This is a genomic window from Pseudomonas lactucae (genome assembly GCF_016937615.1).
GTDB classification, from domain to species: Bacteria; Pseudomonadota; Gammaproteobacteria; order Pseudomonadales; family Pseudomonadaceae; genus Aquipseudomonas; species Aquipseudomonas lactucae.
In genome coordinates this window covers 58920-82117 of record NZ_JAFHKI010000006.1, presented here as the reverse complement: position 1 = coordinate 82117, position 23198 = coordinate 58920, and the positions used below count along the sequence as shown (strand labels likewise).

The window sequence follows — 23198 nt, the reverse complement described above, 5'->3', positions numbered from 1 at the left end:
ACTTCAATGAGACATCTTGATATCGTTCTGTGCGGGCGCAGCCATGCGCTTGCCTGCCTTACGCAAGAGCTGGAGCAGATGGGCCACACCGCCCACTTGTTGACCAGTGATAACGCGATTGATCTTTGCCGGTTACCGGTGCCGGACTTGCTGATAGATGACGCCAGCACGGCGCAACTGCCCCATTATCCGTCGTGTCAGCGCCTGTCTTTGCGGGCGCACTCCGATAATGCCAGCGATGTCTTTGCGCCCGTGCGGGTGGACTGCCTATGGCGTCCTGGTGACGGCGACTGGATGTTGCTGGGGCGCCTCGAGGTGTGCGCCGATGCCGCTGGCAACGGCGCCGACCTGGCGCACGAAGCGGTTGCGCAGGTGGTGGAGATGGCCAGTATGCACATTGGGCGTTTCTCACGTAGCGCCGACTATCTTGAGGTGCCCCGTGAGCCGGTACGGGCGCTCGACCGGTTGTCGAGCCTGACGCTGATCGACAGCCTGGTGTGGTGCCATCACCACAATGCAACTGTCAACACCGGGATCCTGGAGGACGCCAAGCGCCCCTTTATACAACGCCTGGCCGATAGCCTGCTGATCAATGCCGAGCGCAACGCCCTGAAAGTGCAGGGGCGTGGCATGTCCTACGCGCAATTGCATGCCTATAGCGTGGCGATTCAAGAGCGCTTGCAGCCTTTGCTTGAAATCTCCACCGGCGGGGTGACGGTGGTCGCTATCTCGTTGCCTAAAGGCACGGCGCTCTACGCGGCGATCCTGGCGGTGCTCGGGTGTGGCGCGGTGTACTTGCCCCTGGACCCGAACCATCCTGTCGAGCGCCGCACGGCGATCCTCAAGCATTCCGGCGCCTGCTTGCTGATTCAGGACACCCAGGCAGACGACCCACTGCCGGGCCTGGCCACCCTGGACATCAGCCACCTGGATTTCTTCCACCACGGCGCCCAGGGTTACAGCCGGGTCGCCCTGGCCCCGGATCAGCGCCTGCTGCGAGTAGCGCTTAGCGGCTCGGCTCCTTGCGTGGCGATTTACACCTCGGGTACCACCGGGCAACCCAAGGGCGTGTTGCTGACGGTCGATAACCTGAGCCACTTCTGTGCGTGGTATGCCCTCTATGTGGAATTGAGCCATGACAGTCGAGCCTTACAGTTTTCCACCATCAACTTCGATGCGTCGTTGCTGGATATCTTCCCCACGCTTATCCAGGGCGGCGAGTTGATCGTGCCCACCGAAGACCAGCGCCGCGACCCGGTGGCGCTTGCCGAGTTGATCCAGCAAGAACAGGTTACCCATGCGTTCTTGCGCCGGCCTTGCTCAGCATTATTCAGCTCAAATCGCTGTACGGCATCCAGCACCTGGTGACGGGCGGTGATGTGTGCGAGCCCCAGGTGATCGAGCAACTGGTGGGCCATTGTGCGCTGCACAATATTTACGGTCCCACCGAGACCACGGTGCTCGCCACCTGCCGCACCTTCCAGCCCGCAGACAACAATCGCAACCTGGGCGTGCCGATTGCCAATACCTCGGTTTACCTGCTGGATGAACACGGTCAACCGGTAGGCGAAGCGGACAGCGGTGAGATTCACATCGCGGCCCGGCGTAGGTGCTGGCTACCTCGGTGCGTTGGAAATGACTGCCGAACGTTACCGCCTGCATGAGTTGCCCGACGGTCAACGGGTGCGCCTGTACCGTACCGGCGATCTGGCGCGTTGGACCCGCGAAGGCATCCAGATCATCGGGCGCCTGGATAACCAGGTGAAGATTCGCGGGTTCCGGGTCGAGCCGGAAGAAATCGAGCACCTGCTGCAATCGAGCCAACTGTTCCGTCAACTGGCGGTGGTCATCGATAATCAGCGGCGCATCCTGGCCTTTTTCTCTCAGCCCCAAAATGCCGAAGGCCAAGTGGCCAGCGAAAAGTTGCAGGCTTATGCGCTCAAGCATTTACCCGACTACATGCGCCCCAGCGCCTACTGCCTGCTGGAGCGTTTGCCGGCCACGGCCAATGGCAAGATCGACCGCAAAGCCTTGAGAGACTTACCAGTCAACTACAAGACCCAAGGGCCGCACCTGGCACCCCAGAACATCACCCAGCAGCAGTTGCTGGAGCTGTGGTCCAGGCTGTTGGACCTACCCGCGGAGGACATCTCCGTGGATGACAGTTTCTTTAATCTGGGGGGGCATTCGATCCTTTTGTCGCAGATGCTCATGGGCATTCGCGAAACGTTTAGCAAGGGGGTCTCGATCAACCGTTTTATCGAACAGCCCACCCTGATCAACCTTGCCAACCTGATCGACCAGCACGTCGATGCCACCGCTACGGTCAGCCCTCAAGCGCTGCAGGACGCGATGATTCGGCCTGAACTGGACGTGTTGCCGATCAGTCGGCTGGGCAACATACACAAGGTCATCGTGACCGGCTCCAATGGTTTTCTCGGCGTGCATATTGTCGAGGCACTGCTGGAACTGGGCAGTACCGAAGTGGCTTGCCTGGTTCGCGAGTCGGCGGGGATGAGCGCCCAGCAGCGCTTCGAGCAGGCGCTGATCCAGAACCGTCTCGAGCATCTGGACCTGAGCCGCGTAAAGGTATTGGCGGCGGATATCAGCAAGCCACGCCTGGGGTTATCCGAGCAGGACTATGAATGGCTGGACCGTGAATATGGCGTGTTGATCTATAACGCGGCCAACGTCAACCACGTGCTCGACTACGAGTCGCTGGTCAAGGACAACGTCACGCCTGTGCTCGAATGCCTGCAACTGTGTGAAGGGCGCAGCAAGAAGATTTTCAACTTCATCTCCACCCTGTCAGCTTCAAGCACAGTGGATGAACAGGGGCGGGTGTTGGAAGAGCCACCGGCGTTCACGCCGCCGATCTACATTCGCAATGGTTACAACCTTTCCAAGTGGGTGGCTGAGCGCATTTTGTGGAATGCCAGCGAGTCGGGCGTCTGGGTCAACCTCTACCGGCCGGGAAACATTGCATTCAATACGCGAACCGGGGTGTGTCAGCCGCACCAGAACCGCTTGATGTTGATGCTCAAAGGCTCACTGCAGCTTAAGGAAGTGCCCGAACTGGCGCTTAATTTCGACCTGATGCCGGTGGATTTCCTCGCCCGGTTCATTGCCTTTCATGCCAGCCGCCATAACCGTTCCAAAGCGGTGTTCAACCTGCACAACCCGCAGCCCCTATCATGGACTCACTATGTGGAGGCGTTTCGCGCTGCCGGTCACGACTTCCAGATGGTCCCGGTGACGCAATGGCAACAGCGCCTGTCGGCCATCGACAGTAATAACGCACTGTTCGGGGTGGTCGGTTTTTACCTTAATGGGTTTGAAGAAGACATTGGTGATATCTCGATGATCGAGTACCGCAATGCGCTCTCAGGCATCCAGAGCATGGGGGAAGACTACCCGGCCAAGAGCAGTGCGCTGCTGCAAAAAGGCTGTGACTACCTCAAGCAAATCGATTTCATCTAAACAAAAAAGGAGCTTTCTCATGCAACATTTTGAACCCGATACCCTGGTCCGCAACCCAGTGGGCAACCCTGTCGTCGCCAGCGTGATCGTGAACGGCGATGCTCGCAGCGTGTGGAAAGTCGTCGGAGATTTCTCCGGTTTCGCCAAGTTTATCCCTGCGCTTTCCCACATTGAAATGACCGGCGAGGGCGTACGTTCGGTACGCAAGAAGCTGTTCAAGGACGGTAATGTGGTGATTGAGCAACTCAATACGCATGACGACCAAGCGATGGCCATGACCTGGTCACTGATCTACACGTCGTTGAATATCGGCAACCTATGGGCAGTAATGCAGGTTGCTCCTCAAGGCGAGCGCCAGAGCCTGGCGACCTGGACTATCATTGGCCAGCCCTACACTGGCGGCAAGGAAGACGTGCCAGCGTTCGAGGCTTTCCTGCAAAGCTTTGCCGATAGTGCGATGAAAAATGTACAGGAACTATTTATCTGACTCTAGAAGGCCAGGGCTGAAGTAACCCAAAGTCCATGTACGAGTCGGACTGCAGTAGCGGCAGCCGGCCCTCCCATCTCTTTCCAGGAAAAAGAGACGGGAGGGCCGGCTGCCGCTACTGCACTGTGGGTAAGTGGGCTTCGCTACGTTGAGCGTGCCTGTGCCTTATCGGAAGCGAGCGCGCATGGGCTGGGCTTAAAGACCCCTTGCTACTTTGGCAATGCTGTCGATGACAGCGCTTTTCGGCTCAGGTGTAGCGCGTGCTCGGCGGGTGGGATGGCGTTTATAGGCAGTGGACGTGTATGGGAGAAGGTGGCCATCAGATGGATGATAGGTCGTTCGTCGGTTTTTAAAGTGAGCCCCTGAGGGCAGGACGGCAAGCCTTCCCGCCCTCAGGGGCTGGGCCTGAAAAGGTTATGGGCGATGCGGCTGGTGGCGACTGTCGCCACGTTGTCGCCATACGCCGCACCGCTAAATACATAGGTTGTCGCCGCTGTCGCCATTGTCGCCAGCAGGAGGTGATTAACGAAACGGAATGATTTTGCCGTTTTTGTTTTCATGAATCGCCGTCACCGACAAATTACCGGTAGCAGCCTTTTGAATGTACTCGCTCCACCAAACCATCATCGGACGCCTACGCTCGATGTAGTGCGCTCTGTTGTACGCACTTCGGACTTCGTCTTTGTCGACGTGGGCGAGGGCGACCTCGATCAACTCAGGGTCCCATCCATGTTCGTTGAGGATGGTGCTGGCCATCGATCGCATACCGTGGCTGACCAACCGGTCTTGGAAACCCATACGCTTTAACGCCATGTTCGCGGTTTGGCTGTTGGCGTGGGTACGAGGATTTCTATCTGCCGGAAACACATGTTCTCGGTGGCCGCTGTAGGGCTGGAGTGTCTCTAGTAGCGTGAGCGCCGGATCGCTCAGGGGGATGGGGTGCGCACGGCGTTTTTTCATGCGCTCCTTTGGGATAGTCCAGATACGCTTCTCGAAATCTATTTCTGCCCAGGTCGTTCCGGCAGCCTCTGCAGGACGGGTCATGGTGTGCAGTTGCCATTCGATCAGGCAGCGGGTGATGCGTTTGATGCTGGCGTTGGCAATCGCCACCATGAGATCAGGTAGTTCTTCGGGGGGAAGTGCTGGCATGTTTTCTTTTTGCGGTTTCTTGAACACCGCTCGAATGCCGCTGAGAGGGTTGGCAAAGATCATTCCGGAGTTGACCCCGTAGGTCATGATCTCGTTAAGGCGCTGGCTCAATCGCTTAACTGTCTCGAGGCTGCCTTTAGCTTCAATCGGACGAAGCAGCTTGATTACCATCGGCGCGTTCACTTCCGATAACGGCGTTGATTTCATGCTTGGAAAAACGTGCAGTGTAAGCGAGCGCCAGATGTCTTCAGCATACGCCGGGGTGACGGAGTCCTTCTTCAATTCGAACCATGCGGTGGCTACGTTCTCGAACGTATGTTCCGTTTCCGCTCGTTTGGCTTCTTGCAGCTCATTGCGCTGAGCTTTTGGGTCGATGCCCTGTGCAAGCAGCTCTCTGGCCTCGACGGTTTTCTTCCTTGCTTGCGCAAGAGAAACCTCGGGATAAGAGCCGAGTGCCATGTTGATTCGATTCTTGGTGACAGGATGCCGGTAGTTGAAATTCCACTGCATCGAGCGATTGACTCTGACTCGCAGCTGGAGCCCGTCGCCATCGGTGAGGACGTAATCTTTGTCTTTCGGTTTGACTGCCTTGAGCTGGCGGTCGGAGAGGCGGGTGGTTTGAGCGCACATGAGAAGTACTCCATGACACCTTTTGGTATTCCCAAGATTAGCGCCAGGTAGCCGGGAATACCATTGGGAATACCAAATCGCCTGGAACTCTAAAAGCCTCGAAAGCACCCAATAGCCCTGAAGCCCCCATATTTAACGGATTCCAGGCACAAAAAAAGACGTCCGTGGACGTCTTTAGATGATGAAGTGGTGGAGCCGGGGGGATTTGAACCCCCGTCCGCCAGTACTCCGCTGTCGGTACTACATGCTTAGCCGTTTCTATTAAGTTAACCCTCAGCGACCCGAAGGGCAGGGTGCTTTGGGCGAGTTGTGTAAGTTTTAGCCGCTTCGTCCACAACGTACTGCACGGCGATTCTGTTCTATATGACAATCACTTTGGGTTTACAGACATCCCCTGGTGATTGCTGGACCCGAAGGTACCAGAAGCTCAGGGCTAAGGCTGCTTACGCAGCGAGAGCGAATTCCTGGCCGTAGTTTTCGTCATTGGCAACTATAAGAAGTTGCAACAGTGGATTTACGAGTTCTGTTACCAACTCGGCATGCACCTAAAGTTTCGCGACCGGCGTCGAATCCTAAACGGCCCCGTGCTTGTAACTCGTTGTTTCTTAGTGAGTGACAAGCCTGTGCAGTGTACGCCAAATGCTCACGGAAGGCCAACCCGTAGGTTGGCCCTGGCGTTTACTGGCCGCCTTTCTCGTTGTTCTGCAGGTCTTGCAGAGCCTTGGAGGTGATCTCGATGCACTTCTTGTCATCACCGGCGGCGTGGGCGGCCTTGGCCTGGGAGACTGCGGTGTCGATTTCGCCGCTTTTGCCACTGGTGTCGGTCGCGAGCAGTGCCTTGCCGTTGTTGATCTTATCCAGGTTGATCTTGCACAGGTCCGGCTCGCCGGCCGCGAAAGCGGGGGAGGCCAACATCGCAGCGGTAATAAACAAGCCAGCAAAAGTGGAACGCTTCATAAGAATGTCTCCTTGCGAAAAAGGGCTCGATGTTGCTGACGATCATAAAGTTTGCCAGCGACATCACTGCTGAGCCCCGTTCGCCGGGGCCTATGCAAGTGACTGCGTTGGCGCGCAGGGGTTCTGTTTTTTTCCAGATTAATGGACGCGGGGCTGGGTGACCCGGTCCACGAGGTATACCAGGCCGTGGTAATCGATGCCGCCATGCTGGCTCAGGCCTATTTCGCAGGTGCGGCTGGTCGAGATGCCTTCGCTGCAATATTGCACCGCGTCCTTTAGGGAGCGCAGTGCGTGGGCGTTGAGTTGCGGCGTGGTGAAGCCTTTGTCGCCGGCAAACCCGCAGCAGTGGATGCCTTCCGGGATGACCACGGTTTTAGCGCAGCGTCGAGCCAGGTCGATCAATGCCTGGCTTTCGCCCAGGTGCTGGGTGCTGCAGGTGACGTGTACCGCGATCGGCGCTTCTTGAGGTGTGAAATCAAGACGGTCCATCAGGTGTGTGCGGATAAAACGCACAGGGTCGTAGAGGTCCAAGCGCGTATCGCCGAGGTCTTGCGCCAGGCGCAAGGTGCACGGGCTGGTGTCGCAATAGATGGGGTCTAGGCCGCCGCGGCTGGCGTGGAGCAGGGCGCCGATCAGTTCCTGGCGTTTGTGCTCAGCCTGTTCGGCGTAGCCTTTGGACGCAAAAGGTTGGCCGCAACATAGGTTGTCCTGGTTGTCTGGAACGACAACTTGGTAACCGGCTTTTTCCAGCAGACCGCGGGTTTTGTCGTACAGCGACATTTGTTCTTTATCACCGGCGGCCGGGCCCATTGCCCGCGACACACAGGCTGCCAGGTAAACCACTCGCGGACGTTCGTCGGTTATCGGCGGGCTGAAGCGGATGGCTTTTTCCGGCTGTGGCATGGCGTTGGTCCACTGCGGGATTTGTCCCTTGGACAGTCTGCTCACGGTGACCGACAGCTTCGTCAGGCGAGGGGCGCCCAGCAGCATGCGCGCACCGTTGGCGACATGCAGGGTAAAGCGCGCACCTTGCAGTGCGGTGGCGAAATGGGCGGCGAGCCAATCGGCGGTTTTCGTACGGTTGGCGTCGCGACTGCGTAGCTTTTTCACCAGGTCGCCGGTGTTGATGCCTACAGGGCAGCGTTGGGCGCACAAGCCGGTGGCGGCGCAGGTGTCGATGCCTTGATAGTGATAGGCCGCTTCCAGGTCCGTGGTGTCGACGCCCGCGCGTTTTTTCGCCTGGATATCGCGCCAGATCACGATGCGCTGGCGCGGGCTCAGGGTCAGCCCCTTGGACGGGCACACGGGCTCGCAGAAGCCGCACTCGATGCACTTATCCACCAGCTCATCGGCGGCAGGCAGTGGCTTGAGGTGCTTGAGGTGGATCTGCGGGTCTTCGCTGAGCACCACATCCGGATTGAGAATGCCGTTGGGGTCGAGCAGGCGCTTGAGCTGCCACATCAATTGGTAGGCATCGCTGCCCCACTCCAATTCCACGAAGGGCGCCATATTGCGACCGGTGCCGTGTTCGGCTTTCAGTGAACCGCCGAACTCCACCGCCACCAATTGCGCCACGTCGTCCATGAACGCCTGGTAGCGTGCGACTTCTTGCGCGCTATTGAAGCCTTGGGTGAACACAAAGTGCAGATTGCCTTCCAGGGCGTGTCCGAAAAGGATGGCTTCGTCGTAGTGATGTTTGTCGAACAGTTCGATCAGGCGATTCACGCCGATCGCCAGTTGCTCGACCGGGAAGGTGACGTCTTCGATGATCACCGTGGTGCCGGTTTTGCGCACGGCGCCGACGGCGGGAAAGGTGTCTTTGCGAATTGCCCACAGTCGCGCGTTTTCTATCGGGTCTTCGGTGAAGTCGACCTGTTTTTCAACCGGGAAAGCGGCCAGCGATGCCATGATCAGCGCCAGTTGTTCATGCAGTAACGAGGGCGAAGCGGCGCGGGATTCGATCAGTAATGCGCAGGCATCTTCCGACAGTTGCTGTACGAAAGCGGGCATGCCGGGTTTGTTCTGCACTGAGCGCATGCTGCGTCGATCCAGCAACTCCACGGCCGATACTGGCTGGGTTTTCAGCACCGTGACCGCGTTGCAGCAGGTCTCGACGTCCGGGAACACGATCAGCGCCGACGCTTTGTTTGGGTGATCGACCACGGTGTCGTAAGTGACTGCGCTGATGAATCCCAAGGTGCCTTCGGAGCCCACCAGCAGATGACTGAGGATATCCAGCGGCTCGTCGAAATCCACCAAGGCATTAAGTGACAGGCCGGTGGTATTTTTCAGGCGGTATTTGTGGCGTATTTTTGCAGCCAGCTTGGCGTTTGCCCGCGTCTCGCGACCCAATTTCGCCAAGCGCTCAAGCAGCACGCCATGCTGCTCACGAAAGGCCCTGACGCTGGCCGCATCTTCGGTGTCCAGGCGGCTGCCGTCGGCCAGCACCAGACGAATGCCCGCCAGGGTGTGATAGGTGTTTTGCGCAGTACCGCAGCACATCCCGCTGGCATTGTTGGCGACAATACCGCCGATTTTGCAGGCATTGATCGATGCCGGGTCCGGTCCGATCTTGCGGCCGAACGGTGCCAGCCATGCGTTGGCCTGGGCGCCGATGACGCCTGGTTGCAGGCGGATTTGCGTGCCTTTCCCGCGAATTTCGCGGCCGTTCCAGTTATCCCCCAACACGATCAGCACCGAGTCGCTGATCGCCTGTCCGGACAGGCTGGTGCCGGCCGCGCGAAAGGTCACCGGCACCTGGTCACGTTGGGCCAGTTGCAACAGTGCGACCACTTCGTCTTCCGACTCTACACGGATAACCAGCTGTGGGATCAGTCGGTAAAAACTGGCGTCAGTGCCGAATGCGAGGGTAGAAAGCGGATCGTCGAAGCGCCGATCGTTCGGGATCAGCTGTGCGACGTCAGTCAGGAAAGCGGCAGGCAGGCTCATGGGTCCTCCAGAAATAGCTGACGCCGGAATAAGGGGCCGGCGTCGGTTCTTACCCTATTACGTGCGGGGCTCAGTGCACCAGCATGCCGGTAAACCAGTAGGCCTGGGCCAGCGTGATCAGCCCGACGATGGTGGCAAAAAACAGGCTGTGCTTGAGGGTGAAGCGGAACAGGTCGGATTCCTTGCCCACCAAACCGGTGGCGGCGCAGGCCACGGCGATCGATTGCGGTGAGATCATCTTGCCGGTCACGCCGCCGCTGGTGTTGGCGGCCACCAGCAGGGTGTCGTTGACGCCGATCTGGTGTGCCGTGGTGGCTTGCAGCGAGCTGAACAGGGCGTTGGACGAAGTGTCGGAGCCTGTCAGGAAAACCCCCAGCCAACCAAGGAATGGCGAGAAGAACGGGAATGCCGCACCGGTGCCGGCCAATACCAACGCCATGGTCGAGGACATGCCGGAGTAGTTGGTGACAAAGGCGAATGCCAGCACCATGCCGATGGATAGGATCGGCCAGCGCAGCTCGTAAAGGGTCTCTTTAAAAGTGGTAAGACCAGTTTTTACGTTGATCTTCAGTACCAGCATCGAAATCACGGCAGAGAAGAAAATCGCGGTGCCGGTCGCTGAAATCGGGTCCAGCTTGAACACTGCCGGAATGGCGGTCGGGTTGGTGACGATGGGTGCGACCTTGACCACCAGTTGGTCCAGGTGCGGGATCGCGAAATTAAACACCCAGCTGTACATCGAACCGCCCGCGGCAAACATGGCCTTGAACGGTTTGAGTGTCCAAATGGTGACCAGTACGGTGAGGATCAGGAACGGCGACCAGGCTTTGAAAATCTGCCCCAGGCTGTAAGGCGATGCAACGGTGCTGCGTGGCAAGCCGAAGCCGCCGGCGCTGGCGGTGATCGCTACGCCGGAGGTGGCGCCGGCAATCTGTGCGCCGGCGGTGCGCTTGGGTTGCCAGACTTTCAGGAACAGGGTCAGGGAAATCAGGCTGGCCAGGGCCGAGGTGATGTCCGGCAGTTCCGGGCCGATGAAGTTGGATGTGAAGTACTGGGTGACGGCAAAGCTCAAGCCGGCCACCAGTGCTGCCGGCCAGGTTTCGCGCACGCCGCGCAGGCCGTCCATCATGAATACCAGCCAGAACGGCACGAACAGCGACAGCAGGGGCAGTTGACGACCAGTCATGGCGCCGATCTTGAACGCATCGATGCCGGTCACCTGGCCTGCAACGATGATCGGGATGCCCAGGGCACCGAACGCAACCGGTGCGGTGTTGGCGATCAGGCACAGGCCGGCGGCATACAGTGGGTTGAAACCCAGGCCTACCAGTAGGGCGGCGGTGATCGCTACGGGGGCGCCGAAACCGGCGGCACCTTCGAGGAATGCACCGAAGCAGAAGCCGATCAGCAGCACTTGCAGACGTTGGTCGTCAGTGATCGACAAGACCGAGCTGCGAATGATTTCGAACTGGCCGCTCTTGACGGTGAGTTTGTAGAGGAACACCGCCGCGACGATGATCCACGCAATGGGCCACAGGCCATAGGCAAAGCCGTAACCCGCGGCGGCGAATGCCATGTCCACCGGCATCTTGAAAGCAAAGATCGCCACCAGGATCGACAGCGCCAGCGTGATGCTGCCGGCCACATGACCTTTGAGGCGAAACACGGCCAGGGCCAGGAAGAAGAACACGATCGGAATGACGGCGGCCAGTGCGGAAAGGCCGAGGCTGCCGAGTGGGCTGTAAAGCTGTTGCCAGGTTTGCATATGGGGTGGCCCCTGATTGTTGTTGTTTGGTCAGCTTGGATAATTGGTAATACCAATTTACAATCGCTGTGGGCTAGGTTAAAAGCCTTCTGGGGATGTGTCAATTTGCCGCCTGCGAAACTTTGGTCGTAAGCCGGTGGCCGAAGGCACCTGATCGGGTAAAGCGAAGGCGTTCTGATAGGTGCTGGAAGGGCGGCGATAGGCCAGAATAGAGGCCTGGCGTGTGGTCGGGATGCGGGAGGGTGAGTGATGGGTTTTGATCTGGTGCGTCAGCGCCGTTTGTCTGACGATATTGTCGAGCAGCTTGAGGGCATGATCCTTGAGGGCACGCTGAAGTCGGGCGAGCGATTGCCGGCGGAGCGTGCGTTGGCTGAGCGGTTTGGCGTGTCGCGCCCGTCGTTGCGCGAGGCGATCCAGAAGTTGGCGGCCAAAGGGTTGCTGGTGAGTCGTCAGGGCGGTGGCAATTATGTTGCAGAGTCTCTGGGTTCGACGTTCAGTGATCCGCTGCTGCACCTGTTGGAAAACAATCCCGAGGCGCAGCGTGATCTGCTGGAGTTTCGGCAAACCCTGGAAGCGTCCTGCGCTTATTACGCAGCCTTGCGTGCGACCGAGGTCGATCGCGAGCGGCTGACCGCTGCGTTCGATGCGCTGCAGGATTGCTATACCCGCGTCGATGAGGTGAGCCGAGCGGAAGAGGGCGCGGCGGATGCGAGGTTTCACCTGGCCATTGCTGAAGCCAGTCATAACGCAGTGTTGCTGCACACCATTCGCGGCTTGTTCGATCTGCTCAAGCGTAACGTGGTGACCAACATTGGTGGCATGTACCAGCAACGTACGGAAACCCGCGACATGCTGATCAGTCAGCACCGGGATTTGTACCTGGCAATTATCGAGGGGCGGGCCGAGCAGGCGCGGGAGGTCTCAACACGTCACCTGGAATATGTGCAGGAAGTGTTGGAGGAAGTGCGTCAGGAGGTTCAGCGTGTGGCGCGTGCGGAGCGGCGCAAAGGGATGTAGCCGGGGACGATTCCGAGGCTACACCGTTACAAGTACTACTCTTCCTTGCCTTTGTTGCGCACCGCGCGATGCAGTTCGCGGTTGGAATCCCGCTCGCGCTCGGTATCACGCTTGTCGTATTCCTTCTTGCCTTTGCCCAGTGCAATCTCGCATTTGACCAAGTGCTTGCTCCAATACCAGGACAGGCAGATGCAGGCATAGCCCTTCTGCTGTACGGCGGCGGCGAGCTTTTCCAGTTCGCGTGCATTGAGCAACAACTTGCGCGTGCGTACCGGGTCGGCAATCACGTGGGTGCTCGCGGTGGTCAGCGGGGTGATATGACTGCCGAGCAGCCATGCCTCGCCATCCTTGAGCAGCACGTAGCTGTCGACCAGTTGCAGCTTGCTGGCGCGCAGACTTTTTACTTCCCAGCCGGCCAGGACCAGACCAGCCTCGAACCGATGTTCGATGAAGTAATCGTGTCGCGCTTTTTTATTTTGCGCGATGGTCCCTGTGGGGTGTTTCTTTTGTTTAGCCATAGGGGCGGCATTATAGGGAGTTGCGAGCGAGTCGGCTACGGTCAACCTGCGTGCTTGAGCGTGTTGGACGAATCCCGGACAATGCGGGCAGTTCTTTGGTTTTTTTCTCTCGCGAATCGGTCTGTTCTTTCGCGATGTTTGCTGCTCAGCTGTGGAAATAACGCACACATGACGACGCATATTCAACGTTCGGCCCTGCTGCCTTATCCGGCGCAGGCGCTCTATGACCTGGTCAACGACGTGGCGCGTTACCCGGAATTCCTGCCGTGGTGCTCTACAGCTGAAGTGCTGGAGAGCGGTGATGAGCACATGCGTGCCCGTGTCGGAGTGGCCAAGGGCGGGCTCAGTCAGCATTTTGTAACGCGAAATGTGCTGGTCCCCGGCAAGTCCATTGAAATGAATCTGGAGGAAGGGCCGTTTACCGAACTGCACGGTGTTTGGGCATTCAAGGCACTGACCGACAAGGCCTGCAAAATCAGCCTGGACCTGTCATTCGATTACGCAGGGCCGATTGTTCGGGCGACGTTGGGGCCCTTGTTCAATCAGGCGGCCAATACGCTGGTGGATGCGTTTTGTCAGCGGGCCAAGCAGCTGCATGGTTGAGATTGAGGTGGTGTATGCGGCCGAGGATCGTCAGGTTTTACTGGCGGTGACGGTGGCGCAAGGGGCTAGCCTGCGGATGGCGGTGCTGGCGTCGGGGATAGCCGAACACTTCCCTGGGGTGGATCTGGCTGATTGCCCTTTGGGTATATTTGGCAAGGTGGTCGCGGACGCCGAGGTGCGTGCCGTGCAGGCAGGTGACCGTATCGAGATTTACCGGCCTCTGTTGGCCGATCCTAAAGAGGTGCGCCGACTGCGCGCGGCCAAGGCGGCCCTGGCCAAGCAACAGAATTCCTAGGCCAGCCAAATGGCAGGCAACAAAAAGCCCGGCGTGCCGGGCTTTTTGTTGAGCGCCGCAAGTTTACTGCGGGCTGGTGTCCAGAGGCTGTGGCGTCGGGACGGGAACTGTTTCTACGCCGTCGACGTCTTTCTGGATCTTGTCCAGCAATGAGCCTGGCTTGGCCGGCACTTCAGACTTCGGCTTCTCGCTTTCCTGCGCTGGCGCAGTCACGTTGGTGCCGTTGTCCTTGCCGAGCAGGGCGTCATCACGGCTTACGCCTGGCATGAAGTCACCCGACAGGCTGACCAGTTGGTCATTGCCATTGAAGATGACGCTGACGCGTTCCTGCTGGCGCTCACCGCCGCCAGGCTGGAGGCTGTAGAGATAATCCCAACGATCGGCATGGAAAGTGTCGGTCAGCAGGGGGTTACCCATGATAAACCGTACTTGCCGTCGGGTCATTCCGGGGCGTAACTGGTCTATCATGTCCTGCGTGACGACATTGCCCTGCTGGATGTCGATTTTGTAAACCCCGGGGAATGAACAACCGGCGAGTGCGAGCAGTCCCACAAAGGTGAAACTGGTTAGCAAGAGCTTGGTGTTTTGCATCGGTGGGCGACTTCCACTATCTTGGCTGGGACAACGTAAACGCCGATCATACCCGTATTAAGAGAAGCTGCGAAGCAGCATCCGCGAGAAAGCTAACCATGGTTGAAAATAGCGAACTACGCAAAGCCGGTCTCAAAGTGACTCTGCCACGAGTCAAGATTCTACAAATGCTCGATTCTGCTGAGCAGCGCCACATGAGTGCCGAGGATGTTTACAAGGCGCTGATGGAGTCTAACGAGGACGTCGGCTTGGCCACGGTTTACCGTGTGCTGACCCAGTTTGAAGCCGCAGGGCTGGTGGTTCGTCATAATTTCGACGGCGGTCATGCAGTGTTCGAATTAGCCGACGGTGGTCATCACGATCACATGGTTGACCTGGATACCAATGAGGTTATCGAGTTCACCAGCCCGGCAATCGAAAAGCTCCAACACGAAATTGCCGAGGAGCATGGTTTCGATCTGATCGACCACAATCTCGTGTTGTACATCCGTAAGAAAAAGTAAAAAACGCAGATTTGCTCTGCGAAACGATCGAAGGCGACCTCAGGGTCGCCTTCGTGCTTTCTATGCCAATGGGGAAAACTCGGTTCAGGCCTTGGCAGCGACAACCATTTTCTTTGCGTGGGCCAAAGACTCCTTGGTTAAGTCAATGCCGCCGAGCATACGCGCCACTTCTTCCACGCGTTCCGACTTGTTCAGCTTGGATACCGCAGTGTGTGTTGCATCACTGCCTCTGACTTTATGTACAAACAAGTGTTGGTGCCCTTGGGCTGCCACTTGTGGCAGGTGAGTGACCGTGAGGACCTGGCCTCGGTCCCCCAGGCGGCGCAGCAGCTGGCCAACGATCTCTGCGGTCGGCCCGCCGATCCCGACGTCCACCTCGTCGAATACCAGTGTCGGCACGCGGGAGGTTTGCGCGGTAATCACCTGGATTGCCAGGCTGATCCGAGACAGTTCGCCGCCGGACGCCACTTTAGCCAATGCCTTGAGCGGTTGCCCAGGGTTGGCGCTGACCAGTAGCTCGACCTGTTCCAGGCCGTGGGGCTGCAATTCATTGCTGGTGTTAGCGCGCAATTCAATGGTGAAGCGTCCACCCGGCATGCCCAGGCGTTGAATTTCCAGCTCAACGGCATTGGCCAGGCCAGTGGCGGCCTGTTGGCGCAAGTCGCTTAGCTCGCGGGCCTTCTCTTGATAGTGGCGGGCAAACGAGGCGAGTTCGTCGCCCAATCGCTCAATGGATTCGTCGTTGGCGTTCAGTGTCTCGATTTCATTCAGCAGTTTTTGCTGCATTGTTGCCACTTCGGTGGGCTGGATTCGATGTTTGCGCGCCAAGGTGTAGATGGTGTCCAGGCGCTCCTCGATTTCCTGCAGGCGTGCCGGGTCGGCATCGAAGTGGTCCAGGAAACGGTTCAGCTCACCGACGGCCTCCTCAACCTGAATTTGTGCGCTGGTCAGCAGCGTGGCGGCTTCACTCAGGGAACCGGAAGCGTTGTTCACGCTGGACAGGCGGTTGAGGCTGGCGGTGAGTGCGTTGAGCACATTGCCGGAATCGCTCTCGCTGCATTGTTCAACGACCTGGCGGCAGATGCCCAGCAAGGTTTCGGCATTGGTGAGGTTCTTGTGTTCCTGCTCGAGCTGCTCCAGCTCGGTTTCTCCCAGGCCCAGACTTTCGAGCTCCTCAAGTTGATAGCTGAGCAGTTGATGACGAGCGCGCTGCTCATCGCCGGAATTGGAGAGGCGCTCCAGCTCCTGACGCGTCTGGCGCAGCGCTGGGCGGCAAGTTGTACCTGGCGAGCCAGGTCGGTGGCGCCGGCGTATTCATCGAGCAGGCGGCGATGGGTATCGGTTTTGAGCAGCGACTGGTGCTCGTGTTGGCTGTGGATGTCGATCAGCAGTTCGCCTAATGCCTTCAGGTCGCCAAGGGGGCAGGGCGTGCCGTTTATATAGCCGCGGGAGCGTCCTTCGGCGGTGATCACACGGCGCAGGATGCATGGCCCTTCATGATTGAGGTCGCGCTCGGCCAGCCAGGTTTCAGCCTCGGGAATGTCGGCCAGGTCGAACGTCGCCAGGATATCGGCTTTGTCTGCGCCGGGGCGTACCACGCCGCTGTCGGCGCGATCACCGAGCGTGAGGCCCAGGGCATCGAGCATGATCGATTTGCCGGCGCCGGTTTCGCCTGTGATTACGCTCATCCCGCGATCCAGTTCAAGATCCAGATGTTCAACGATGGCGTAATTATGTACGGACAGGTGCACGAGCATGACGGACGCTCCCAGGCTTTAGGTATGGTTATTTATACAGTGTTTTGTTTGAGGCTGACAATCCTGATGCTTAGCTCGATTTGCTTGTATCGGCGCTTTTTTTAGCGCTACGAGGAATGAGTCGGTAGGAATTGATCGGCGTCAAAGGAAGACTTTTGGACACAGTCGTGCCCTTGAACCTGAAAATTGTGGCCCCATATACCGGATCAGAAGCGCGAGTTGAGTTCGCGCATGATTTTGAAAGGAGAAATCTATGGCTGACGAACAGACTCAGGATACGCAAACTCCAGAAGCCAATCAGGCTGCCGGCGATGAACTGGCGACTCGTGTGCAAGTGCTCGAAGAGCAGTTGGCCGCTGCGCAGGATCAATCTTTGCGTGTTGCTGCCGATCTGCAGAACGTCCGCCGCCGTGCCGAGCAGGATGTGGAGAAAGCTCACAAATTCGCGTTGGAAAAATTCGCCAATGACTTGCTGCCGATCATCGACAGCCTGGAGCGTGGTCTTGAATTGTCTAACCCGGACGACGAAAACATCCGTCCGATGCGCGAAGGTATCGAGCTGACGCTGAAAATGTTCCAGGACACCCTGAAGCGTTACCAGCTCGAAGCGATCGATCCGCAAGGTGGCGAACCATTCAATGCTGAGCATCACCAGGCGATGGCCATGCAGGAAAGCCATGACCTGGAGCCTAACAGCGTATTGAAAGTATTCCAGAAAGGTTATCTGCTGCACGGCCGCCTGTTGCGTCCGGCAATGGTGGTAGTGAGCAAGGCGCCTGCACCTGTTGCACCTTCTATTGATGAGCAGGCTTGAAATCCGCCGCAAGGCCCCCATCTATAAGTCAAGCGTTTAAGTGCTACCGCAGTTAGCCACCACCACTGCTGCGGCAACCAAATTCAAGTTTCGGGAGAGTAAATCATGGGCAAAATTATCGGTATCGACCTGGGGACCACCAACTCGTGCGTCTCGGTCATGGAAAACGGCAAGGCTAAAGTTATCGAAAACGCTGAAGGCGCGCGTACCACGCCGTCGATCATTGCGTACGCCAACGATGGCGAAATCCTGGTTGGCCAGTCGGCCAAGCGCCAGGCAGTGACCAACCCACATAACACCCTGTACGCGGTAAAGCGCCTGATCGGTCGTAAGTTCGACGAAGAAGTCGTGCAGAAAGACATCAAGATGGTGCCGTACAAAATCGCCAAGGCTGACAACGGTGACGCCTGGGTTGAAGTAAACGGCAGCAAAATGTCCGCGCCTCAGATCTCGGCTGAAGTCTTGAAGAAGATGAAGAAGACTGCCGAAGACTACCTGGGCGAAACAGTCACCGAGGCGGTGATCACTGTTCCGGCCTACTTCAACGACAGTCAGCGCCAGGCGACCAAAGATGCCGGCCGCATCGCGGGTCTGGATGTAAAACGTATCATTAACGAACCTACCGCAGCCGCATTGGCTTACGGGATGGACAAGGCCAAGGGCGATCACACTGTAATCGTTTATGACCTGGGTGGCGGTACCTTCGACGTTTCCGTGATCGAGATCGCTGAAGTCGACGGTGAGCACCAGTTTGAAGTGTTGGCCACCAACGGTGACACCTTCCTGGGTGGTGAAGACTTCGATATTCGCCTGATTGACTACCTCGTCGACGAATTCAAGAAAGAAAGCGGCATGAACCTCAAGGGTGACCCGCTGGCGATGCAGCGCCTGAAAGAAGCCGCTGAGAAAGCCAAGATCGAACTGTCGTCGAGCATGTCGACGGACGTGAACCTGCCGTACATCACTGCAGACGCTACCGGTCCTAAGCACTTGAACGTGAAGATTTCTCGCGCCAAGCTCGAAGCCCTGGTTGAAGACCTGGTTCAGCGCACCATCGAGCCTTGCCGCATTGCACTGAAAGACGCCGGCATCGACGTTGGCTCGATCAACGATGTGATCCTGGTCGGCGGCCAGACCCGTATGCCGTTGGTACAGCAGAAAGTCACCGAGTTCTTCGGCAAAGAAGCTCGTAAAGACGTGAACCCGGATGAAGCGGTTGCCATGGGTGCTGCCATCCAGGGCGCGGTATTGGCTGGTGACGTGAAAGACGTGCTGCTGCTGGACGTCAGCCCGCTGACTCTGGGTATCGAAACCATGGGCGGCGTGATGACGGCGCTGATCGAGAAAAACACCACGATTCCTACCAAGAAATCCCAGGTGTTCTCGACGGCCGACGACAATCAGGGCGCTGTGACCATCCACGTGCTGCAAGGCGAGCGTAAGCAAGCCGCGCAGAACAAGTCCCTGGGCAAGTTCGACCTGGCTGAGATCCCACCAGCACCACGTGGCGTGCCGCAAATCGAAGTGACCTTCGATATCGATGCCAACGGCATCCTGCACGTCGGCGCGAAGGACAAGGCAACCGGTAAGGAGCAGAAGATCACCATCAAGGCCAACTCCGGTCTGTCTGATGAAGAAATTCAACAGATGATTCGTGATGCGGAAGCCAACGCTGATGCGGATGCCAAGTTCGCAGAACTGGCCGGCGCACGTAACCAGGGTGATGCGTTGGTTCACTCCACGCGCAAAATGGTCGCGGATGCAGGCGATAAAGTGACCGCTGAAGAGAAGGCCGCGATCGAAGCTGCCGTGGTTGCCCTGGAAGCCGCTGTCAAAGGCGACGACAAGGCTGCCATCGAAGCCAAGATCGAAGAGCTGTCGAAAGTCTCCGCACCGGTTGCTCAAAAAATGTACGCCGAGCAAGGCCAGCCGGCTGACGGTGCTGCGCAACACGCAGAGACTGAAGCCAAGGCTGACGATGTTGTCGATGCCGAGTTCGAAGAAGTCAAAGACCACAAGTAAGTTGTCGCCCGGTTGACCGCTATCAAGCGGTGACTGGTAGGATGTCGCCGCGCGGGAGCTTGCTCCCGCGTTGGTGTGTCTGGGGTACGCGAATTTTTACAGCATGCGACCGCGTTCGGGTGCTGGCGGTGTGATCGGAAATGCTCCTGCTTTTCGAGCAATAAATACCGCGTTTTTGGCCGGGTTCCTGGCTAAAAAGTAGTGATGACCAGGATCGTTGAATTGACGTGAGTTGGGTCCGGGCCTGTATTGGGGCTCAACGAGTTTGGCGAGGCTCAGGAGGGTCTGGCTGAACGTCCTTAAGAGTGCAAAGACTTATGGCAAAGCGTGACTATTACGAAGTGTTGGGTGTGGAGCGCGGCTCCAGCGAGGCGGACCTGAAAAAGGCTTACCGTCGCCTGGCGATGAAGCACCACCCGGACCGTAATCCGGACAGCAAAGAATCCGAAGAGATGTTCAAGGAGGCCAACGAGGCCTACGAATGCCTGTCTGATCCCAATAAGCGCGCGACTTACGACCAGTATGGTCATGCTGGTGTCGACCCAAGCATGGGCGGCGGCGGTGCCGGCTTTGGTGGTCAGAATTTCTCCGATATTTTCGGCGATGTATTCAGCGATTTCTTCGGCGGCGGCCGTGGTGGTCAGCGTGGTGGCGCCCAGCGTGGCAGTGACTTGCGCTACACCCTGGAGCTGAACCTGGAAGAGGCCGTGCGCGGCACCAGCGTCAATATCCGTGTGCCGACGCTGGTCAACTGCAAGCCGTGCGACGGTTCGGGTGCCAAGAAAGGCTCCTCGCCGATTACCTGCCCGACCTGTGGTGGTATCGGCCAGGTGCGTATGCAGCAGGGTTTTTTCTCGGTGCAGCAGACCTGCCCGCGTTGCCATGGCCAGGGCAAGATCATTTCCGACCCGTGCGACGCCTGCCACGGCGAGGGTCGCGTGGAAGAGTACAAGACCCTGTCGGTCAAAGTGCCGGCCGGTGTGGACACCGGTGACCGCATTCGCCTGTCGGGCGAAGGCGAGGCGGGAGCGCAGGGTGGCCCGACTGGCGACTTGTACGTGGTGATCAATGTGCGTGAGCACTCGATCTTCCAGCGCGATGGCAAACATTTGTTCTGTGAAGTGCCGATCAGCTTTGTTGACGCGGCCTTGGGCGGCGAGCTGGAGATTCCGACGCTTGATGGGCGTGTGAAGCTCAAGATTCCTGAAGGCACGCAGACCGGCAAGCAGTTCCGTATTCGCGGCAAGGGTGTTGCGCCGGTGCGCGGTGGTGGCGCCGGGGACCTGATGTGCCGTGTTGCGGTGGAAACGCCGGTCAACCTGAATCGCCGTCAGCGTGAATTGCTTGAAGAGTTCCGCAGCTCGCTGGAGGGGGACGAATCCCACTCTCCGAAGACCACTGGCTTCTTCGATGGCGTGAAGCGCTTCTTCGGCGATCTGTAAGGAAGTGAATATGCGACGTATAGCCGTAATGGGCGCTGCAGGGCGCATGGGCAAGACGCTGGTCGAGGCGGTGCAGCAACGCTCGCCTGCTTCGGGGCTGACCGCGGCGATCGTTCGCCCCGGCAGCACCTTGATCGGTGCGGACGCCGGTGAATTGGCCTCGTTGGGGCGTATCGGCGTTTCGCTGTCCGGCAATCTGGAGCAGGTGGCTGACGAGTTCGACGTATTGATCGACTTCACGCTGCCGGAAGTGATGCTGAAAAACCTGGCGTTTTGCCGCAAGGCGGGCAAGGCCATGGTGATCGGTACGACAGGGCTGACGGCCGAGCAGAAGCAGGTGTTGGTGGAGGCGGGCAAGGATATCCCCGTGGTTTTCGCCGCCAACTTCAGTGTCGGTGTGAATCTGTCGCTCAAGTTGCTGGATATGGCTGCCCGTGTATTGGGTGATGAGGCGGATATCGAGATTATCGAAACCCATCATCGCCACAAGATCGACGCGCCCTCCGGTACGGCGCTGCGCATGGGTGAGGCTATTGCGGATGCGCTGGGTCGCGACCTGTCGAAGGTGGCCGTGTACGGCCGTGAGGGTCACACCGGTGCGCGTGCGCTTGACACCATTGGCTTTGCGACCGTGCGCGGCGGCGATGTCGTCGGTGATCACACCGTGTTGTTTGCTACCGAGGGTGAGCGCCTGGAAATCACGCACAAGGCGTCCAGTCGCATGACGTTCGCCAAAGGTGCGGTGCGTGCTGCACTGTGGCTGGAAGGTCGTGAGCCGGGCCTGTACGACATGCGTGATGTGCTGGATCTACACTAATCAGTAGCTAAAACGCCTCGGGATTATCCTTAGGCCCCGTTTTTACCCGCTAAGCGACGTCCTGTCGCATTCTCCTGCCTTTAAGGCTTATTAGCGGTGGACCCAAAAAGCCTTTTTCTGTAAGCTACAGCTTTAGTGTGTCCACTAAAAGCGCGCAGAATAATTCAGTGAAGAAGCGGGGTGACGTGTCCATACGTCACTCCGCTTTTTTGCAACCTGCGATCGCCCTTTCAGGCTTTATTTACGGGAGGTCTTCTTGACTAAGCCAGCCATACTCGCCCTTGCTGATGGCAGCATTTTTCGCGGCGAAGCCATTGGAGCCGACGGTCAAACCGTTGGAGAGGTGGTGTTCAACACCGCCATGACCGGCTATCAGGAAATCCTTACCGATCCTTCCTACGCCCAACAGATCGTTACCCTGACCTATCCGCACATTGGCAACACCGGCACTACGCCGGAAGACGTCGAGTCTGATCGTGTCTGGTCGGCCGGTCTGGTGATTCGTGACCTGCCACTGGTTGCCAGCAACTGGCGTAACACGATGTCGCTGTCCGATTACCTGAAAGCCAACAACGTCGTGGCGATCGCCGGTATCGATACGCGCCGCCTCACGCGCATCCTGCGTGAAAAAGGTTCGCAGAACGGCTGCATCATGGTGGGTGACGCTATCTCCGAAGAGGCGGCGATTGCCGCAGCGCAAGGCTTCCCTGGCCTGAAGGGCATGGACCTGGCGAAAGTCGTCAGCACCAAGGAGCAGTACGAGTGGCGCTCCACCGTCTGGGACTTGAAGACTGACAGCCACGCGACCATCGAGTCCGCGGACCTGCCTTATCACGTGGTCGCTTATGACTATGGTGTGAAGTACAACATCCTGCGCATGTTGGTCGAGCGCGGCTGCCGCGTTACCGTGGTGCCGGCACAAACCCCGGCCAGCGATGTACTGGCCATGCAACCGGACGGTGTGTTCCTGTCCAACGGTCCGGGCGATCCGGAGCCCTGCGACTACGCTATCCAGGCCATCAAGGGCGTATTGGACACCGAAATTCCGGTATTCGGTATCTGCCTCGGTCACCAACTGCTGGCCCTGGCCTCTGGCGCCAAGACTCTGAAAATGGGCCATGGTCACCACGGTGCCAACCACCCGGTGCAGGACATGGACACAGGCGTCGTGATGATCACCAGCCAGAACCACGGTTTTGCGGTGGATGAAGCGACTTTGCCGGGCAACGTCCGCGCCATTCACAAGTCGCTGTTCGACGGCTCCCTGCAAGGCATCGAGCGCACCGACAAGAGCGCGTTCAGCTTCCAGGGCCACCCTGAAGCGAGCCCGGGCCCGAACGACGTAGCGCCGCTGTTCGACCGTTTCATCAATGAGATGGCCAAGCGACGCTGACTGATCGGC

General features: G+C 58.3%; 16 protein-coding genes, 1 other RNA gene and 2 pseudogenes. 11 read left to right on the top strand and 8 right to left on the bottom strand.

The features are described 5' to 3' along the window. The first annotated feature begins 6 nt into the window (after positions 1-6). Both JWR98_RS01490 and JWR98_RS01485 read left to right on the top strand, forming a co-directional pair. Positions 7-3480: pseudogene (locus JWR98_RS01490) on the top strand (amino acid adenylation domain-containing protein). Between the two features lie 19 nt (positions 3481-3499). Further along, positions 3500-3967, top strand: coding sequence for an SRPBCC family protein (locus JWR98_RS01485; RefSeq protein ID WP_154974212.1), 468 nt, complete (start codon positions 3500-3502; stop codon positions 3965-3967). Between the two features lie 522 nt (positions 3968-4489). Here JWR98_RS01485 and JWR98_RS01480 read toward each other — a convergent pair. The 5 genes from JWR98_RS01480 to JWR98_RS01460 form a co-directional block, all read right to left on the bottom strand. Then, complete coding sequence (locus tag JWR98_RS01480; protein ID WP_205489165.1) at positions 4490-5746, bottom strand: integrase domain-containing protein; 1257 nt, start codon at positions 5744-5746, stop codon at positions 4490-4492. 187 nt (positions 5747-5933) lie between these two features. Then, positions 5934-6330, bottom strand: a transfer-messenger RNA (tmRNA) gene (gene ssrA / locus JWR98_RS01475). 94 nt (positions 6331-6424) lie between these two features. Further along, complete coding sequence (locus JWR98_RS01470) at positions 6425-6703, bottom strand: hypothetical protein (protein ID WP_078734701.1); 279 nt, start codon at positions 6701-6703, stop codon at positions 6425-6427. A gap of 138 nt (positions 6704-6841) precedes the next feature. Then, entirely contained in the window at positions 6842-9652 is a 2811-nt protein-coding gene (locus JWR98_RS01465; RefSeq protein ID WP_205489164.1) for an FAD-binding and (Fe-S)-binding domain-containing protein, read from the bottom strand. A gap of 70 nt (positions 9653-9722) precedes the next feature. Then, positions 9723-11417 carry a lactate permease LctP family transporter gene (locus JWR98_RS01460; protein ID WP_205489163.1) on the bottom strand — a complete coding sequence of 565 codons (1695 nt, stop codon included), beginning with the start codon at positions 11415-11417 and terminating at the stop codon, positions 9723-9725. Between the two features lie 249 nt (positions 11418-11666). Between JWR98_RS01460 and JWR98_RS01455 the strand changes: the two genes are divergently transcribed. Further along, the gene (locus JWR98_RS01455; RefSeq protein WP_003176161.1) at positions 11667-12434 is read left to right on the top strand and encodes an FCD domain-containing protein; all 768 of its coding nucleotides are present in this window, start codon (positions 11667-11669) and stop codon (positions 12432-12434) included. 35 nt (positions 12435-12469) lie between these two features. On the opposite strand, the gene smpB is transcribed toward JWR98_RS01455, so the two are convergent. Beyond that, on the bottom strand, positions 12470-12952 hold the full coding sequence (gene smpB / locus JWR98_RS01450; RefSeq protein ID WP_003176160.1) for an SsrA-binding protein SmpB: 483 nt from the start codon (positions 12950-12952) through the stop codon (positions 12470-12472). Between the two features lie 168 nt (positions 12953-13120). Between smpB and JWR98_RS01445 the strand changes: the two genes are divergently transcribed. Together JWR98_RS01445 and JWR98_RS01440 are read left to right on the top strand one after the other, a co-directional pair. Continuing rightward, positions 13121-13555, top strand: a complete 435-nt coding sequence (locus tag JWR98_RS01445; RefSeq protein WP_078734698.1) for a type II toxin-antitoxin system RatA family toxin — start codon at positions 13121-13123, stop codon at positions 13553-13555. After that, positions 13548-13850, top strand: a complete 303-nt coding sequence (locus JWR98_RS01440) for an RnfH family protein (protein ID WP_078734697.1) — start codon at positions 13548-13550, stop codon at positions 13848-13850. The genes JWR98_RS01445 and JWR98_RS01440 overlap by 8 nt, the downstream gene beginning before the upstream one ends. A gap of 63 nt (positions 13851-13913) precedes the next feature. On the opposite strand, the gene JWR98_RS01435 is transcribed toward JWR98_RS01440, so the two are convergent. Beyond that, entirely contained in the window at positions 13914-14441 is a 528-nt protein-coding gene (locus JWR98_RS01435) for an outer membrane protein assembly factor BamE (RefSeq protein WP_003176157.1), read from the bottom strand. 98 nt (positions 14442-14539) lie between these two features. On the opposite strand from JWR98_RS01435, the gene fur reads away from it, so the two are divergent. After that, positions 14540-14944, top strand: a complete 405-nt coding sequence (gene fur / locus JWR98_RS01430) for a ferric iron uptake transcriptional regulator (RefSeq protein WP_003176156.1) — start codon at positions 14540-14542, stop codon at positions 14942-14944. 84 nt (positions 14945-15028) lie between these two features. Here the strand turns inward: fur and recN are convergent. Next, positions 15029-16701, bottom strand: a pseudogene (gene recN / locus JWR98_RS01425) (DNA repair protein RecN). 253 nt (positions 16702-16954) lie between these two features. On the opposite strand from recN, the gene grpE reads away from it, so the two are divergent. The 5 genes from grpE to carA all read left to right on the top strand — a co-directional run bounded on the left by grpE (position 16955) and on the right by carA (position 23189). Then, the gene (gene grpE, locus JWR98_RS01420) at positions 16955-17515 is read left to right on the top strand and encodes a nucleotide exchange factor GrpE (protein ID WP_078734695.1); all 561 of its coding nucleotides are present in this window, start codon (positions 16955-16957) and stop codon (positions 17513-17515) included. Between the two features lie 105 nt (positions 17516-17620). Beyond that, a complete protein-coding gene (gene dnaK / locus JWR98_RS01415; RefSeq protein WP_205489162.1) occupies positions 17621-19537 on the top strand; it encodes a molecular chaperone DnaK in 1917 nt (638 codons plus the stop codon). 317 nt (positions 19538-19854) lie between these two features. Then, a complete protein-coding gene (gene dnaJ, locus JWR98_RS01410; protein ID WP_205489161.1) occupies positions 19855-20979 on the top strand; it encodes a molecular chaperone DnaJ in 1125 nt (374 codons plus the stop codon). Positions 20980-20989: 10 nt separating this feature from the next. Continuing rightward, on the top strand, positions 20990-21796 hold the full coding sequence (dapB, locus tag JWR98_RS01405; RefSeq protein WP_205489160.1) for a 4-hydroxy-tetrahydrodipicolinate reductase: 807 nt from the start codon (positions 20990-20992) through the stop codon (positions 21794-21796). A 256-nt stretch (positions 21797-22052) separates the two neighbouring features. Continuing rightward, on the top strand, positions 22053-23189 hold the full coding sequence (gene carA, locus JWR98_RS01400) for a glutamine-hydrolyzing carbamoyl-phosphate synthase small subunit (protein ID WP_205489159.1): 1137 nt from the start codon (positions 22053-22055) through the stop codon (positions 23187-23189). Positions 23190-23198 lie beyond the last annotated feature (9 nt).